Annotated in this window: 13 protein-coding genes; 6 read left to right on the forward strand and 7 right to left on the reverse strand. The window is 37.6% G+C overall.

Translation table 11 applies throughout. The features are described 5' to 3' along the window. A partial coding sequence (locus PGN18_RS11595; protein WP_335319663.1) for a hypothetical protein occupies positions 1 to 1,644 on the reverse strand: 1,644 nt, incomplete at its 3' end. Continuing rightward, positions 1,610 to 2,635 (reverse strand): hypothetical protein, encoded by a 1,026-nt coding sequence (locus tag PGN18_RS11600; RefSeq protein ID WP_335319664.1) that lies wholly within the window; start codon positions 2,633 to 2,635, stop codon positions 1,610 to 1,612. The genes PGN18_RS11600 and PGN18_RS11595, both read right to left, overlap by 35 nt. A gap of 29 nt (positions 2,636 to 2,664) precedes the next feature. Here PGN18_RS11600 and dtd point away from each other — a divergent pair, with 29 nt between their 5' ends. The 3 genes from dtd (at position 2,665) to PGN18_RS11615 (ending at position 5,059) form a co-directional block, all read left to right on the forward strand. Next, positions 2,665 to 3,117 (forward strand): D-aminoacyl-tRNA deacylase, encoded by a 453-nt coding sequence (gene dtd, locus PGN18_RS11605; protein ID WP_335319665.1) that lies wholly within the window; start codon positions 2,665 to 2,667, stop codon positions 3,115 to 3,117. 84 nt (positions 3,118 to 3,201) lie between these two features. Next, entirely contained in the window at positions 3,202 to 4,743 is a 1,542-nt protein-coding gene (locus PGN18_RS11610) for a glycosyltransferase family 39 protein (RefSeq protein WP_335319666.1), read from the forward strand. Continuing rightward, positions 4,733 to 5,059, forward strand: a complete 327-nt coding sequence (locus PGN18_RS11615) for a nucleotide pyrophosphohydrolase (RefSeq protein WP_335319667.1) — start codon at positions 4,733 to 4,735, stop codon at positions 5,057 to 5,059. The genes PGN18_RS11610 and PGN18_RS11615 overlap by 11 nt, the downstream gene beginning before the upstream one ends. 30 nt (positions 5,060 to 5,089) lie before the next feature. On the opposite strand, the gene PGN18_RS11620 is transcribed toward PGN18_RS11615, so the two are convergent. Both PGN18_RS11620 and PGN18_RS11625 read right to left on the reverse strand, forming a co-directional pair. Further along, positions 5,090 to 5,392 (reverse strand): DUF4286 family protein, encoded by a 303-nt coding sequence (locus tag PGN18_RS11620; RefSeq protein ID WP_335319668.1) that lies wholly within the window; start codon positions 5,390 to 5,392, stop codon positions 5,090 to 5,092. 261 nt (positions 5,393 to 5,653) lie between these two features. Beyond that, positions 5,654 to 7,477, reverse strand: a complete 1,824-nt coding sequence (locus PGN18_RS11625) for a tetratricopeptide repeat protein (protein WP_335319669.1) — start codon at positions 7,475 to 7,477, stop codon at positions 5,654 to 5,656. Between the two features lie 228 nt (positions 7,478 to 7,705). Between PGN18_RS11625 and PGN18_RS11630 the strand changes: the two genes are divergently transcribed. From PGN18_RS11630 to PGN18_RS11640, 3 genes are all read left to right on the forward strand, one after another. Then, entirely contained in the window at positions 7,706 to 9,589 is a 1,884-nt protein-coding gene (locus tag PGN18_RS11630) for a S9 family peptidase (protein WP_335319670.1), read from the forward strand. 2 nt (positions 9,590 to 9,591) lie between these two features. Beyond that, positions 9,592 to 11,265, forward strand: a complete 1,674-nt coding sequence (locus PGN18_RS11635; RefSeq protein WP_335319671.1) for a sensor histidine kinase — start codon at positions 9,592 to 9,594, stop codon at positions 11,263 to 11,265. Between the two features lie 92 nt (positions 11,266 to 11,357). Beyond that, positions 11,358 to 12,047 carry a response regulator transcription factor gene (locus tag PGN18_RS11640; RefSeq protein WP_335319672.1) on the forward strand — a complete coding sequence of 230 codons (690 nt, stop codon included), beginning with the start codon at positions 11,358 to 11,360 and terminating at the stop codon, positions 12,045 to 12,047. 156 nt (positions 12,048 to 12,203) lie between these two features. Here the strand turns inward: PGN18_RS11640 and PGN18_RS11645 are convergent, their stop codons facing one another. From PGN18_RS11645 to PGN18_RS11655, 3 genes are all read right to left on the reverse strand, one after another. Then, entirely contained in the window at positions 12,204 to 13,466 is a 1,263-nt protein-coding gene (locus PGN18_RS11645) for a metallophosphoesterase (RefSeq protein ID WP_335319673.1), read from the reverse strand. Positions 13,467 to 13,548: 82 nt separating this feature from the next. Next, positions 13,549 to 15,036, reverse strand: a complete 1,488-nt coding sequence (locus tag PGN18_RS11650; RefSeq protein ID WP_335319674.1) for a magnesium chelatase — start codon at positions 15,034 to 15,036, stop codon at positions 13,549 to 13,551. A 153-nt stretch (positions 15,037 to 15,189) separates the two neighbouring features. Next, positions 15,190 to 16,287 carry a vWA domain-containing protein gene (locus PGN18_RS11655; RefSeq protein ID WP_335319675.1) on the reverse strand — a complete coding sequence of 366 codons (1,098 nt, stop codon included), beginning with the start codon at positions 16,285 to 16,287 and terminating at the stop codon, positions 15,190 to 15,192. Positions 16,288 to 16,356 lie beyond the last annotated feature (69 nt).

The following is a 16,356-nucleotide window of genomic DNA, read 5'->3' on the forward strand; positions in this document are numbered from 1 at the left end:
CTGCATACTTTTCGGACTAAGGTTATTCTGCCAAAAGGTAATGCTCTGGTAGCTCATATTCTGGAAAAGAGAGTTTTCTTTCAGTGTTTTGTGATCCAGATCGCCTTTAACCATTGCAAGTGCTGCTTTAGCCGTATCGCCCAAGTTCAAATAAGCAGGGCCTAAAATTTGCTGATAAAAATTCCTCGTTGTTCTACTGAAACGTTTACTGGCCTGATTATCATAATCATATTGCCCGTTTGGTTGGTTTTTATTTTCTGCAAAACGTTTTTCATCCAACCATTTTAATGTTGGTAATAAGTCGTTTTCGTTAAATGCATTACCTTTCTTGATGTTTTTTGCTTTGATCAGCAAATCGATAATGCGGTATTGGTCGCGCAATCTTTCAGGCAGTTTATCTGGTTTCAAACTGGCTAAGTAATCTGATGCCACAACATCTTTATTCTCCATCCAGGATAAATAAGCCGCAGTTAAAGTGCCTAATTCAGGTTGTGGGTATTTCTTTTCTGTAGCCAACTTTAATGCGAAATCTCTGATTTCGTTTAAGTGTCTTAAATTAACATTTTTTAAACTGTCTTTATATTTAGGATTGCCATTATCAGAAAAGTAATAATTATAACCAATTTTGGCAATGTCATTTGCTTCAATCAGATCCTGCTCGAGCTTATTTACCTCGCGCACCAGTAGTGTGCCGTTCAGCAGGCTTTTCGGTTCATAACTGTAAACTTTGTTCATACTCTCCATCCCTGAATCAGCATTGCCAAATCCATTAATTGCCCATATATTGGCTTTTTCATTATTGGTTTTAGCATATTTTAAAGCTCCCTGAACCGGAGAATTGGTGTAATAATAGTTTTTGTAGGCCTGGATCCTCCGCTCCGGATTGCTGGCAAAAACTTTTGAGAATAAAAAAGCAGCTTCATCCGGATTGCCCAACCTTCTGATGGAGCCAGCATATAAGGCCAATGCCCAACCTTTAACGGCACTGTTAACTTTACTGGTTTTAATATAGGTTTCGTAAGTTGATTTACTTTCCGTATGCATCCCTGCGAAATGAAACATCCTTTCCGTTTGGTAAGCGTAACGTAATTTCAGAAAATCATCTTTTTCAGCAGTTATTAACTTTAATCCTTCCTGGGCTTTGGCAGCCATTGCTGTGGTATCACGCGGTGTTGCATCCCAAAGGTTAAATGTCACGTTAGCCAATGGTTCACAGCTTTTAGCAAACCGATAATATTTTAAGGGCGCTTTGCGTTTGCCCAATGCCTGGATAAAACTATTTTGTTGCAGGCTATCAGGTAATGGTACAACATTGCCATCAAAATTGCTTAACTTCACATCAGTTGCACTGTCTGTTTTATACATGACCTTTAATACATCCTCTTTTTTAACGTTTAGGAATTTAGCCCATTCACGGCTATTGATTTCCGGCTCGCTTTCTACATCCGTTTCGCTATTAAGATAAACCATTTGGTTATAGGCAAAAGGCGAATATTCATCTCCTTCAATATTGTTGTGGAAATAAGAAATGTAATAATCGTAAGGGTCTATCTCACCGCCACAGGCAAGATTCACAGCAATTTCGCCAAAAAAAGTAATCAGGAATACACTAAAAATCAGCAATGACTTTTTGAAGGTCTTCATTGGTAAAATGTTTTAAAAGGTCGATGTCTAAATGGTAAAAAACGAGGTTACGTTCTCTGGGAGCCAAATATCGGGATAAAAATTTGGAGGTTAAAAGTAAATCTTTAGCAGAAACCTGTTCCCATCTGATCACATCTCCTTTTTTCAGCCCGGCGGTAGGGTAATCATTCTGCAAGTCGTATAGAATGGAATTATCGCGTTTTTTAAACAGCTTTTTATTGTCAATCTGGGTTTTGCCGATCCGTTTGGAAATACCTGCATATTGCCCGTTTCTAAAAACTACTGCCCATTCAAATAGCGGTAGCGCAACATCAAGTGGCAATGGGTATTCCTGCAGGTAATCTTTGAGGTATTGATCCATTTCATGCTGATCCAATATCGAGTTTTGATCGCCATATTTACGTAGGTTCCCCATATTGTAACACATCAGGATTCCTTTATTTACTGGAGGAATTCCATTTGATACGATGTTTTTAACCTGGTGCAAGCGCAAGGTTACCGAAATGGTTTTGCCTTTTAACAATCTATTATTACGTAATTGCTCTAAAAATTTAAAATACCTGTTTCTGGTGGTTTTGGTCCAATCACAATCAATCTGTAATTCGGTATACTCTGTCTTTCCAGCCTGTTTCACCTTTTCGGACACAAATTTCGCAATACGACTGGCCATCACTGCGGTCTGTATGGTATCAATCTTATTAAAAACCTGGTTAACGATAAACACAACAGGTACAATATTGACCTGCTTAGGTATGGGATCAGAAAATTTAATCGGCGATATGGGTACGGGCATTTGCAGATCCGGGTTAAAATCTACATCCATCATCCGCACATACAAAGATTTTGATTTAAATCGATCAAGATAATCAGTTTCTGATTTTTTGTTCTGGTAATCTGTTCTCCAATAATAAAAAGTAGGATGAGCTGCCGGTTTTTTCTTGCAACCGAAGAAGAGAAATACAGAAATGACTAAAATACTTATCTTGCGCATACAATTGATTTAAGCAAAAATAGTATAAAATGCGGGCAGTTTTACAAAGAGTTACGGAGGCAAGTTGCACGGTTGATGGTGATGTAACAGGAGCCATTGAAAACGGATTTCTGGTATTGTTAGGTATTGAAGATGCGGATACTGTAGAAGATTTAGAATGGTTAGCGCAGAAAATTATGGGCATGCGTGTTTTTAGTGATGAAAACGGGATGATGAATAAGGCACTCGCCGATGTCGAAGGAGATATTTTACTGATTAGCCAGTTTACCTTGTTTGCTTCTACCAAAAAAGGAAACCGTCCGGGTTTTACAAGAGCAGCGCGACCATATGTAGCGATTCCGCTATATGAGAAAATGATCGATAAACTCTCGGTTTTATTAGGGAAAAGGGTAAAGACGGGAATTTTTGGTGCCGATATGAAAATTGCTTTATTAAACGATGGACCGGTTACGATTTTAATTGATACAAAAGATAAGGAATAATTTTGAACAATAACGGCGTAACTTATTATGTCCTGAATGGTCATAAACAATATTAATTTATTCCAATTTTTAATCTAAGCTATCATGGATGATAAAAATCCGAACCGTTTAATTGAATATGGTTGTCTGGTATTTTTTTTAGGGCTAAAACTAATTTTATCTTTTGTATTGGTTAATTCAGTTTACGAATTACACCGTGATGAATTTCTTCATTTAGATCAGGCAAACCATCTCGCTGCGGGCTTTACCTCTGTTCCACCCTTAACTTCGTTATTTTCCTGGCTGATTAAGGTTCTCGGTAACGGTGTTTTTATGGTGAAACTTGTCCCAGCCTTAATCGGTGCAATAACAATATTATATTGTTGGAAAATTGTCGGTTTTTTAAAAGGAAACCTGCTGGCCAAATGTCTGGTCGCCGTAGCTTGTATCTGTTCTTCTCTGCTTAGGTTAAACACACTTTATCAGCCCAATTCTTTTGATGTTTTAGCCTGGACTGGCGTGTTTTATTATTTGCTGAAATATTTCGATCAGAAAGAAGCCAGGTACTTATACGCTTTAGCTATTGCTGTAGCTTTGGGGTTTTTAAACAAGTATAATATCCTTTTCCTCATTATTGGTCTGTTGCCAGCCCTAGTTATTACGCCAAATCGAAAAATATTTACGGATAAACATCTTTATCTATCAATTTTACTGGCGCTTTTAATTATTTCTCCTAATGTAATCTGGCAGATTTATCGTCACTTCCCGGTGTTAACCCACATGAAACTTTTGCAGGCTACACAGTTGGTGCATGTAAACCGGATTGATTTTTTCATTACGCAGTTTCTGTTTTTTATCAGTTCAATATTTGTACTCCTGGCCGGGATGGGTAGTTTAATTTTTTATAAAGATTTTAGGAAATACAGCTGGATTATTCTTACTTATGTTTTCACGCTAATCGCATTTGCCTATTTTAAAGCAAAAGATTATTATGCCTTAGGTTTATACCCGGTTTTACTGGTTTTTGGAGCTGTTTATTTAAGTCGGGTTTTAGCTAAGAAATATGTGTTGATCGGTTTGCTGTTTGCTTTTAATATCGGCACATTTATTTACTTTTTGCCACTTTTAATGCCGGTTTATAGTCCTGATGAAATTATTGCACATCAAAAAAGGTTTGAGCGGGTAGGGGCGCTGCGTTGGGAAGATGGGAAAAACCACCAATTGCCGCAAGATTATGCAGATATGCAGGGCTGGAAAGAACTCGCCGCACTTGTTGATACTGCTTATGGAAAAGTTGAAGATAAATCTACCCTATTGATACGTGCCGATAATTATGGACAGGCTGGTGCGATTAACTATTACTCAAAACATAAAAACATCAATGCGGTATCTTACAATGCTGATTACGTTTATTGGTTTAAAATGGATAAGCCGATAAAAGATCTGATTTTAATTGAATGGTCTGGTGATGAAGATCCTCAAAGGAAGAGAGAACAACCGTTATTTGATAAAATTATTAAAATTGGGGAATTGAAAAACCCTTACGCCAGAGAAAAAGGTACAGCAGTTTTTTTACTGGAGGGCGCAAAAAAAGAAGTTACCGGTATCATAAAATCAGAAATAGAAGAAGAAAAAAATGACCATTAATGAAGCACAAGAAACGGTAGACCGCTGGATTAATACCACAGGAATCCGTTATTTTAATGAATTGACCAATACGGCCATTTTAATGGAAGAAGTTGGGGAGGTGGCCCGGATTATGGCCCGTAAGTATGGTGAGCAATCGTTTAAAAAGAGTGATGAAGCAGTAAACCTGGCAGATGAAATGGCCGATGTGATGTTTGTGCTGATCTGTTTAGCCAATCAAACGGGTATAAATCTAACCGAAGCTTTGGAAAAGAACCTCAGGAAAAAAAGTATCCGGGATGCCGATAGGCACAAGAATAATGAGAAGCTTAGATAAGTCCGGAGTCCTTGGTCGGGAGTCCGAAGTCTAAGCGACGAACTCCATCAAACTTCTATAGGCAACAAAACGGTTTTTGTATCGCTCGTTTAACTCCGCCTGTAAATCGGGCGCGAATGTTTCCTGGTATTTATTGTAGTGATCTAATGTTTCTACAACGTATTGTGAACAATAAGTTACCCCTTCATTAGGTGAATCAACAACTTTTAGTAAACGGTTAGAAACAAACATACCTGTAGCCATAACCTGTGGAATATGAACATCCTGCATCCACTGTAACCATTCTTCGGCTGCTGCATCTTCGAGGATGAGCGTAACATTATATAAAAACATACACAAAGGTAGATAAATATGTAAATGTTAAAAAATGATGAATGTAGATTTATCTTAAAATAATTGGCGCTTATACAATTCGCAATAATAATTACCAATGAACTAATGACCTTTAATCGAAATCATGATAATATGTAATTAATATTTGGAAATAGACTATTGCTGCTCAATTAACCGATTTAAACAATCGACCATGGTGTAGTTTACAATTCGCAAGTTACAGTTACCAATGAACTAATGTCTAATGAACCATTGAACTTTTTAAACCCCGTCTCCCCGCAAATTCCTAAATCTTTTTCTTGCCTCAGCGCTGAACATACTCCCTGGATAATCTGTAATCAGTTTTTGGAAATATATTTTCGCTTGTGCAATATCATTTAGTTTTTTTTCATACAGGTCGCCCAATGTAAATAGCGCATCGTCCGTCCAAATCCCATCTCTGAATTCTTCTGTTACTTTTTTAAGGATATCGGCCGCTTTTTGAAAATCGTTTGCTTTAATAAAAATCCTTGCTTTGCTCATCATAATGGCATCTGATAAGCTATTTTGTGGATAGGCAATGGCAATGCTATCCATTTTCTTTATGGCTTTTTCAGGTAGGTTTCTAAACAAAAGCATGTCTGCATCTGCGTACATTTTTAAGGCATTGCTATCGGCTGGTGTCTGGATGTTATCACTGATCAATAAACTTAAGTTCAATGCATCATTGGCAATTAGTTGTGAGGTAGCGGCCTTTAGAACTAAACATTGACTATTGCTGTATTCGAAATTGCCCTGATAAAAAGAAAGTTTGGCACTCCTGAAGCGGGCCTCATTTCCTATCGGTTGTCCTTCAAACCTTTTGCTCACCTGCTCGTACACTAAAAAAGCTTCCCAGGGCTGATTGGTTAAAATATAAATGTCACCTAAATCGAGTTTTAACTGGCCTAAGTCCTGGTCGTTAATGCCTGGCATTTTTATCGCTTCTTCCAATTCTTTTTCTGCACTGGCGGGCTTATTCAAATAATAGGCCTGCAGGTTGGCCATTTTTTTTATCGCGAAAAGAGTATTCCTGTTTTTACCGTTTTCTTCCAATAAGGTTCGATAGTCTTTAGCAAGCAGATCGAGGTCGGCGACTGAATATTTTCCACTGGTACGCAGGTTGTACCTGGTATTCAGCATTTCAATTTTTGAAGGAAGATAATATTGGTTATCCTTTCCTTTGGTGAGCAGATAATCGTAAGCTTTAATCGCGGTTTCGTAAGCGCCGTTGTCAACAAAGGTATAAATGGCATTAAACAAAGTACCTCCATCTGCTCTGGTCCGCTTATCGTATGCAATAAGCTGGCGCAAAGCCATATCAAATTCCTGTTGCTGGATATAATTCCAGGTTAATAACTGAATGTAAACCTCGGCATCAGGTGCTTTTTGTACTTTTTTTAAGATGGCTGCCTGAAAGGTTTGATAATCGTTTTTATCTTCAAAAACAGAAGCAAGTACTGTTTCTGCCTGCGGTAATAGTTGAGGCATTGCTGCAAGTGCATCCAGATACTCCTGCATGAGCATGAGTTTATCTTTTTTAAAACGGTAGATGTTTAATAATTCGAAAACAAACATCTGATCGTCTCCAAATAGTTTTCTGCCCTGTTTAAAGGTTTGTACCGCATAGTCGTAATTTTCGAACCGATAAAAGTTATTGGCCAGATTTCTGATCCTGAATTCTTCTTTCGGTAGTTTCGCAATTACCTCATTAAATATTTTATTGGCCGCCTGCACATCGCCCTTCTCCTGATAAAGCTTGCCTAGAGCGATTGGATAAATGTCGTTCTTTGGATCTTTTTTGATTTCCTTTTTAACTATTTTCTCCGCTACGTCATACCTTTTCAATTTTAACAGTGTATTAAAGTAAATATCAAAATAAAGCTCGCTATTAGGGGTGGAATAAAGCTTTTCCAATAAAACAACCGCCTTATCATATGCACCATCCTGATAGTACTGAATAGCCAGGCTATTTTCATCAGGTGCAATCTGCTGATTGGGGCGAAAGATCTGCGCACTGGCCCCAAACGAAAGCAATAAGAATATCATGGAAAACAAGCGGTTCATAAATCCTAAATTAGAAGTTTTAAATGTAACTTTTTAATACATCTTTAACCAAACCAATAATTGCCATTAAACGTATTTTAAATGTTACCTGTATTTTATTTTGTAGATATTTTTTAAATACTAAATTGAACCGCTACTTATTATTGATCACATTGGTAACATTGTTGGTGTAAACCGCTGTTAAATTATTGTGATACTTATTTTTGTCATCCCGTAAAGGATTTTTTTATGCTTAAAAGGATTTTCTTACTGTTAATGGTTGCATTGTTTTGGGCTTGTAAAGGCGCAAACCATGATACTATTCCTGTAGATGAATTTTTTAAAACGCAGGATAAAGCCTTTTATCGCATTTCTCCAGACGGAAAAAGTCTTTCTTATTTAAAACTTCATAACCAGAAACTTGATCTCTTTGCCGAAGATATTGCGACAGGAAACAGTATTCAATTAACCCATTTAAATGGAAAGAACATCAGTTTTCATTTCTGGACCAGCAATAACGAACTGATTTATTATACTGAAGATGGATCTAAAGAACGGAGGTCTGATATTTTTGTGATCAACAAAGATGGAAGCAAGCAGGTACAGTTGAGTGCCAATGAGAAAAACAGACTGAGGGTAATCGAAGATCAGTTGATTGATGATAAATATATTATTGTGGCTTCAAATAAGCGTGATTCGACGGTTTTCGATGTGTACCGGTTAAACGTTCGGGATGGAAGAATGGAGATTGCTGCAAAAAATCCTGGTAATATTACCAGGTGGATGACTGATTGTAAAGGTATACTTAAAATTGCTGTTGCCAGTGACGGAGTAAACGAAACCCTGATGTACCGCGAAAATGAAAATGAATCTTTTGCACCCGTAATCACCAATAATTTTGAAACTACTTTGCAGCCCATTGCATTTTCTGAAGATCAACCCAATGTGCTTTATGCGATCTCGAGTGTTAATCGTGATAAAAATGCATTGGTAGCGCTTGATTTAAAAAGCGGCAAAGAAAAACAGGTTCTTTTTGCAAATGATACCTTAAATGTGGTGGATGCAACCTATTCCCGGTTTAGAAAAAAAATGCTTTTTGCCACCTGCGAAACCTGGAAGAGGGAAAAATTTTATCTTGATGATAGTACAAGAGTGGCATACTCCAGGATTGATAAACTCTTACCCGGTACTGAATGGATGATAATGGATAGGGATAAAACAGATCAGGTGTTTGTGATCCGTACTTTTACCGATAAAAATCCAGGTTCTTATTATCTGTATACCGCCGTTGATCAAAAGCTAAAAAAGCTTACTGATTTAAGTCCTTCCATTAAACCGGAAGATATGAATGCTATGAAACCTATTAGTTTCAAAAGCCGGGACGGTTTAACCATTAATGGTTATTTAACCTTGCCAAAGAATAAAAAAGCTGCTAATCTTCCTGTGGTTGTATTGCCGCACAATGGCCCTAAAGCAAGGAATAGCTGGGGCTACAATGCGGAGGTACAGTTTTTGGCCAACCGTGGTTATGCGGTTTTGCAGGTAAATTACCGTGGTTCTACCGGTTATGGAAAATCATTTTATGCTGCAGGTTTTAAACAATGGAGCGATAAAATACAGGACGATGTTAATGATGGAGTGAAATGGCTGATTAAGGAGAAAATTGCCAATCCAAAAAAAATAGCTATTTATGGCAATGGTTTCGGGGGCTATATTGCTTTAAATTGTCTATATAAAAATCCCGATCTTTATAAATGTGGCGGGTCAAATTCTGGTGTAATTAACCTGTTTAGTTACCTGAAAACTTTTCCTCCATTTTTAAAAGCCAAATTGCAGATGTTCTATGAAATTATTGGCAATCCGATAACTGATACAGATTATATGCGCTTTGCTTCGCCTGTTTTTCATGCAGACCGGTTTAAATCACCTGTTTTTATTGCCCAAAATCCTAAAGATCCTAGTGTTAACGTAGCAGAAGGTGTCCAATTTATTAAAGAACTTAAAAAAAGGAATGTTCAGGTAACCTATATCGAAAAAGAGGAAGGCCCTGATCCTTTGGTACGCCAACAAAGCAGAACAGCACTATACAAGGCCTTGGAACAGTTTTTAAAAGAAAATCTTGGTAAAAAATAGGTATGGCCTTAGATAAGCAAAGCAACTACCGTAAAAACTTTACCTTAGGTGTAACCTTTATTACGCTCATCTCCATTCTTTTTATCCTATCACTTTTCCTTGCCTTTAACTATAGCAAAAAAACGATAGAAAACGATTTTGTTTCAGAGAAAGTAAACGTGTTGGAACAGAGTATTAAGCCATACAATGACTTTTTTCAGAACAAAATGCCTGAGATCTCCTACTATAATGGCTATCTGGACTCTTCTACTGCAGCGAAGTTTGTAGATACAGTGATGTTAAAATACCCTTTCATTTCTAAAGTTACTTTTTACGATACAGAAGTGAAGAATATCCCTGTCAGAGATGGGATCAATGCAAACCACCTGGGGATTGGGCCAAAAGCTATTTTCCAGTTCGGAAAAGGGATACGGCCTGATTCGGTAAAGTTATATTCTGAGGATGATACGAAATCTTTTACCGTGGGCAGCGATTTTAATGCTATTGCCATTAAACTCGCCACTTTTGTTGAGGATCTTGATACGGCATCAGTGCCCACACAAGAAGAATTATTTACCAACTTTTCCATCGTTAATTCCAACGAAAATAAAATTACTTACTTAAATATTCCCCGGCGTGAAGATTTGCGGGTATATAAAGATATGATCAGGCGGAAGTTAAACCCTTCACCCGTTTATCAACAGGATGTAATGGTTTTTAAGCTTGATGCACATCAGATCAAGATCATCAATACCAGGCCATTGTTGTACCAAACGATCAGAATTGAGCCGCTGACTTACGATCCGATTGATACTTCAGATGAAAATATCAATACGGAGATTGCATTGCCAGGTGCATTTTCTGATTTTAAATTATACCTCATTTCATCAAAATCTTATATCAAGAAAGAAATTTTTATTTATTTCATGCCAATTGCGCTGGTACTATTGCTGGTATATGGTGTGCTGCTATTGGTTGCTTTTCTGATTTACCGCAACCTGAACATCAACAGTAAAATGTTTAAGTTGCAATACGATTTTGTGAACAACCTTACACATGAGTTTAAAACCCCTGTTAGTGTAATTAAAATTGCCGGGAACAATATTAAAAGTGCTTCTGCCTTAAGTCAAAGGGAACAGCAGCTTTACGGCAAGATACTAGATGAAGAAGCCGATAAACTGAATGGTTTAATGAACAAATTACTGGCTTTTACTCAAATTGAAAATAAAGCCATAAAACTAAACCAGGAAGAAGTTAATATTGTTGATTTTATAGAAAGTACAATTGAATCGCACACCTTAAAACATCCTGATTTTAAAATTACCTATGAAGTGGCGGGATTTAAAACCTTTATTACCGATCCGGTACTATTGGGAAGTTTGTTCGATAACCTGGCAGAGAATGCGTACAAATATTCGAAACCAGAACATAAAAAACTGCACATTAGCGCAAAAATGATAAAAGGCGTACTGGTTTTCCGTTTTGCCGATAAAGGAATAGGCATCGCATCGTCTGAATTAAACAATATATTTAAAAAGTTTTTCAGGATTCAGAATGAATATAACCAAATGGGCAGTGTAGGTCTGGGTTTGGCATTCTGCAAAGAACTGGTTAACTTTATGGAAGGAGAAATTTCCGTAAAAAGTAAAGTAGGAAGCGGTACAGAGTTTAAAATCGTGCTGCCTTATAATAGTTAAATTAATAGTTGAATTGTTAAATGTTGAAAGGTTAAACTTACCTTCAAACATTGCAACGTTTGATCATTACAACCGTATTAAAATACACATAAATGTCTAAAGAAGTAAAAATATTAATTGTAGAAGATGATGAGAATCTTCGTTTTCTGGTAGCACACCGGTTAAAGGCTGAAGGTTACACGATATTGGAAGCAAATGATGGTGAAGCGGGTGAAAGAATAATTTTGGCTGATCAGCCTGATATTGTGTTATTAGATTGGATGATGCCAGGTAAGCAAGGTGCTGAAGTTTGCGAGCATGTACGTAAACAGGGTTTTGAAAACCTGATAATTATGATGACTGCAAAAGCACAGGACGTAGATAAAATTGATGCTTATAATTTTGGTGCATCTGATTATATCACCAAACCATTTAATATGGATGTGTTGGTGGCCATGTTGGAGAGCAAAGTGAAATTTATCGTCAATAAAGATTCAGCCGAAATACACCGTTTTGGCAATATGGAACACCATCCAAATATTCATACATTATTCAGAGACGGAAAGAAAATCGAATTAACGATATTGGAAAACCGTATTCTCCTTTATTTCTTGCGCAACCCTGGCAAAGTCATTAATCGTGACGAACTGATGCTGGTGGTTTGGGGTTACAATTCTGATGTAAATACCAGAACGCTTGATATGCATATTGTGCGCTTACGTAAGAAGATAGAATTGAATCCTGACAACCCACAGTTACTACAGACCGTTAGGGGAGTAGGTTATCGCTTTAATGCAGGATAATTTTGTGGCGTCAGATGTTACGGGTTTATAAGTGCCGTCAGATGGTAACATCTGACGGATTTAATAAGCGACAGATGTTACCATCTGATACCATTACAATATTTTCTATAGATTTCTCCATTCCGTTGCACTCCAGTCGAAATGACGAATGATTTATTATGCCCTTTTAAGGGTAAATATGGTAATTTCAGGTAAAATACCAACCCTGCCTGGATAACCTAAAAAGCCATAGCCTACATTAACATAAAGCTGTTGTTTTTGCTCCTGATACAACCCTGCCCATTCTTTATAAATATATTGCACAGGGCTCCATTGCATCTCTTTTAAACGCACGCCAAACTGCATGCCATGGGTATGGCCACTAAACATCGCATCTATTTGGGGGTATTTCTTTAGAACTTCTCCACGCCAGTGCGAAGGATCGTGACTGAGCAAAAGTTTAACTGGTAAGTCATCCGTATTTTGAACAGCGAGTTCCATTTTTCCATATTTGGGAAAACGGCCCATTCCCCAGTTTTCAATGCCTAAAATCCCTATTTCTTCTCCATCAACTTTCAATCTCCGGTTTTCGTTCATTAAAAGGTCGTAGCCCATTATTTTGTGCACATCAACCATATCTTTCAGGTTTTTTACCTTAGCAGGGGATGATTCTTTGCCGAAATAATAATCACCGTAATCATGATTGCCTAATGAAGAATAAACTCCTAGGGGCGCTTTTACCTTCGAAAATATATCCTGATAATCCCTTACTTCATTGGTGAGGTTATTCACTAAATCGCCTGTGAAAAAGATAAAGTCGGGTTTCTCGCCCATTAACATTTCTACACCACCTTTTACAGCCGTCTTGTTATAAAAACTGCCGGAATGGATGTCAGAAATTTGCCCCATCGTAATACCATCAAAAGCTTTGGGTAGGTTAGGGAGGATTAAATTTACGCGCCTCACCTGGTAATCGTATGCGCCAGAAATAATACCCCAACTCAATGAGGTTAGAGGAACCGCTGCGGCTACCAATCCGGCTTTTACCAAAAATTCTGATCGTGAAATATGGTCGGTACTGATGGTTTGTTCGTTTTGTGGTATGGTTGAAACTTCAGCCGTTTTATTTTTCCTGAAAATTTTAATGAATAATCGGCGTAAGTCATCCAATACCAAAAAAGGTAACATAGCCAGTTTACAGGCTACCGTTAAAAAGAAGGCTACTAAAATGATGGCCCGTAAAGTTAGGAAAAGATTGAGGTAAATGCCACAAAAAACACCGATAATCAGTAAGGAGCTATAAGTCCAATAGGCAATGGTAAATATCTTTTTAGTATTTGGTTTCCATTTTTTAAAAACCGCGATGATGGCTTTAAAACAGTAAATATCAAATGCAATAATGAAAATGCAGGCAGCAATTATGAAGGGTAATCTTCCCATTATGTTTATAAATAAAAAGCTTTAACAGATTCTCCTTTAAGGAAGAATTTGTCAAAGCTAATGAAATTAAAGAAATACAATATTATCTGAAGTCGTCTTCATCCTCTTCCTCGTCGAATTCGGCGTTAAATAAACTGCCAAACATATCGGAGAAGCCGAAGCCACCATTTAAAAAGTTTTTGCTCAGTTGTGAATATTCTGCTAAACCGTGTAACACGAATTCCATTAAAAGCAAGGTCTGGTTCTCACTTAACTTAGGATGAAACTTTTTGACCAGATCATATAAACCAGGTACCAGCATTAATGCTTTTTTGTATTGTACATTCGTCAAAGCATCGGTAACATCCACATTATTACCTTCGGTAAACCATTCGGTTATTTCGGTATAAGGATTAGCCGTTTTTGTTTTCTTTGCTTTTTCAGGATCGGGGAAGTAACGGGCAAATAAGGTTTTAACAGCTTTGCCTATTAATGTAGTGGCTACATGTGCTGGACCTTCTAATTCGCCTTCATAAACCAATTCTATTTTACCGGTTATAGCTGGAATAATTCCGGCAAGATCAGATAAACGTACAAAGGTATTTTTTTCGCCTGCAATCAGCATTCTTCTTTCGGCTGTGCTGATCAGATTTTCATAGGCAGAAATGGTTAACCTGGCTGATACACCTGATTTTTGGTCAATGTATTCACTTTTACGTGCTTCAAAAGCAATTTGCTCTATTAAATCTTTAACCAATCCATCGGCCTCTATGTTCGCCCGCTGATCAGCCGTTAATTTCGCTTCCTGGAAAGTAATCTTACGCGAAATTTCAACCGTTTTTGGATAATGGGTTAGAATCTGGCTTTCGATCCTATCTTTTAGTGGTGTAACAATGCTTCCACGATTGGTATAATCTTCCGGATTTGCTGTAAACACAAACTGGATATCCAAAGGTAAACGCAATTTGAAACCACGGATCTGGATATCTTTTTCCTGCAGCATGTTGAACAGCGCCACCTGAATACGTGCCTGCAGATCGGGCAGTTCATTAATCACAAATATACTGCGGTGTGCACGTGGAATTAATCCAAAATGGATTACACGTTCATCATTATAGGTTAGTTTTAGCGTAGCGGCTTTAATAGGGTCAACATCGCCGATTAAATCTGCAACGGTAACATCGGGCGTAGCCAGTTTTTCGGTATATCTTTCGCTTCGGTGCAACCAGGCAATTTCGGTATCATCACCCTTGGTCGCAATTTCATTTTTTGCATACCATGAAATTGGATTCAATGGATCATCGAAAATCTCACTTCCTGCTACATAGGGTACGTACTCATCCAGCAAGTTTACCATTAAACGTGCAATACGTGTTTTTGCCTGTCCGCGTAAACCTAAAAGTAAAATATTATGACGTGATAAAATGGCTGTTTGCAACTCGGGGATTACTGTTTCATCATAGCCAATGATGCCTTCAAATTCTGTTTTTTTATCGCGTAAAACTTTGATCAGGTTCTCCCTTAGTTCTTCCTTTACTGATCTTGATGTATATCCTGTGGTTTTTAATTGGCTTAATGTTGTGTTTTGCATCTTTTAAATTGGGTTTAAGGCATAGGGTTTAAGGTATAAGGTTTGCAAAGTGTACCTCTATAACTCTATCCTCCTTTTTAATGTTTTATGGTTGATTTGGATAGGAACCGGCCATGGGTCTTACCTTAAGCCTTATGTCTTTTACCTTCCACCTTATTTTACTGTTTTTCTTCTATTTTTAATGTAATCTTCGAAAATGTATTCACCCAGGCCATTTAGCGAGCTGTAAAAAGCCCTGCCGCCATTAATTTCAGTAAACTGCCGCACAAACTGCTGCAGATAGGGATCTTTGGCAATCATAAATGTGGTAATTGGGATTTTTAACCGCTTACATTGGGCTGCCATATTTAAGGTTTTATTGATGACCTTCCTGTCCAAACCCATACTATTTTTATAATATTTGCCATTTTCTTTTAAGCAGGTTGGTTTTCCGTCGGTAATCATAAAAATCTGTTTATTATGGGTTTTTCTTCGGCGAAGTAAATCTGCTGCCAATTCTAATCCTGCATAAGTATTGGTATGATAAGGCCCAACCTGTAAATAAGGCAGGTCTTTTACGCTAATCGGCCAGGCATCATTTCCGAAAACCACAATATCTAAAGTATCTTTTGGATATTTCGTTTTAATCAGCTCGGCCAGGGCCATGGCCACTTTTTTAGCAGGTGTAATGCGGTCTTCACCATATAAAATCATGGAGTGCGAAATATCGATCATCAATACGGTAGAAGTTAAGGTTTTAAAATCCTTTTCCTCTACTTCAAGATCGCGATCGGTTAAAGTGAAATCGCCAATGCCATGATTGATCTGTGCATTTTGAATCGAAGCAGTCATATCGATCTGATCCAAACTATCGCCGAAATTATATTCCCGTCTGTCGGCATTTTTTTCTTCGCCAATTCCAGATTGATTACTGTTATGGTTACCGCGACCAGATTTTTTGAGTTTGCCAAAAATTTCGTCTAAGGCCGATTTGCGGATGGTCTGTTCTGTTTTGGCGGTAATTTTAAATTCTCCCGATTGATTGTCTTCTGTCAGGTAGCCTTTATCTTTCAGGTCGTCGATAAAATTACCGATGCCGTAATCATTATTGGTTAATTGATATTGTTTGTCGAGCTCGTTCAGCCAGCTTAATGCCTCTGCCGCATCACCGGCTGTATAATTCAGCAGTTCGCTAAATAATTTCAGCAACTCATCAAACCCTCCCTTTGGCGCATCACCTGGCTTGTAATCTGAAAAACGAAAACCTCTCATGTGTTTGTATTAACGATTTATCGAAGATAAAAGTTTCGCTTTGTTTTAATTTAAGCGTGGTGTCATATT

The sequence above is a fragment of the Pedobacter terrae genome, assembly GCF_036946585.1.
Classification (GTDB): Bacteria; Bacteroidota; Bacteroidia; order Sphingobacteriales; family Sphingobacteriaceae; genus Pedobacter; species Pedobacter terrae_C.

What these genes read in the sequence shown, in the direction of transcription:
- PGN18_RS11600 (WP_335319664.1), bottom strand. Translation starts at nt 2,635, where the DNA reads ATGCGCAAGATAAGTATTTTAGTCATTTCTGTATTTCTCTTCTTCGGT.
- dtd (WP_335319665.1), top strand. Translation starts at nt 2,665, where the DNA reads ATGCGGGCAGTTTTACAAAGAGTTACGGAGGCAAGTTGCACGGTTGAT.
- PGN18_RS11610 (WP_335319666.1), top strand. Translation starts at nt 3,202, where the DNA reads ATGGATGATAAAAATCCGAACCGTTTAATTGAATATGGTTGTCTGGTA.
- PGN18_RS11615 (WP_335319667.1), top strand. Translation starts at nt 4,733, where the DNA reads ATGACCATTAATGAAGCACAAGAAACGGTAGACCGCTGGATTAATACC.
- PGN18_RS11620 (WP_335319668.1), bottom strand. Translation starts at nt 5,392, where the DNA reads ATGTTTTTATATAATGTTACGCTCATCCTCGAAGATGCAGCAGCCGAA.
- PGN18_RS11625 (WP_335319669.1), bottom strand. Translation starts at nt 7,477, where the DNA reads ATGAACCGCTTGTTTTCCATGATATTCTTATTGCTTTCGTTTGGGGCC.
- PGN18_RS11630 (WP_335319670.1), top strand. Translation starts at nt 7,706, where the DNA reads ATGCTTAAAAGGATTTTCTTACTGTTAATGGTTGCATTGTTTTGGGCT.
- PGN18_RS11635 (WP_335319671.1), top strand. Translation starts at nt 9,592, where the DNA reads ATGGCCTTAGATAAGCAAAGCAACTACCGTAAAAACTTTACCTTAGGT.
- PGN18_RS11640 (WP_335319672.1), top strand. Translation starts at nt 11,358, where the DNA reads ATGTCTAAAGAAGTAAAAATATTAATTGTAGAAGATGATGAGAATCTT.
- PGN18_RS11645 (WP_335319673.1), bottom strand. Translation starts at nt 13,466, where the DNA reads ATGGGAAGATTACCCTTCATAATTGCTGCCTGCATTTTCATTATTGCA.
- PGN18_RS11650 (WP_335319674.1), bottom strand. Translation starts at nt 15,036, where the DNA reads ATGCAAAACACAACATTAAGCCAATTAAAAACCACAGGATATACATCA.
- PGN18_RS11655 (WP_335319675.1), bottom strand. Translation starts at nt 16,287, where the DNA reads ATGAGAGGTTTTCGTTTTTCAGATTACAAGCCAGGTGATGCGCCAAAG.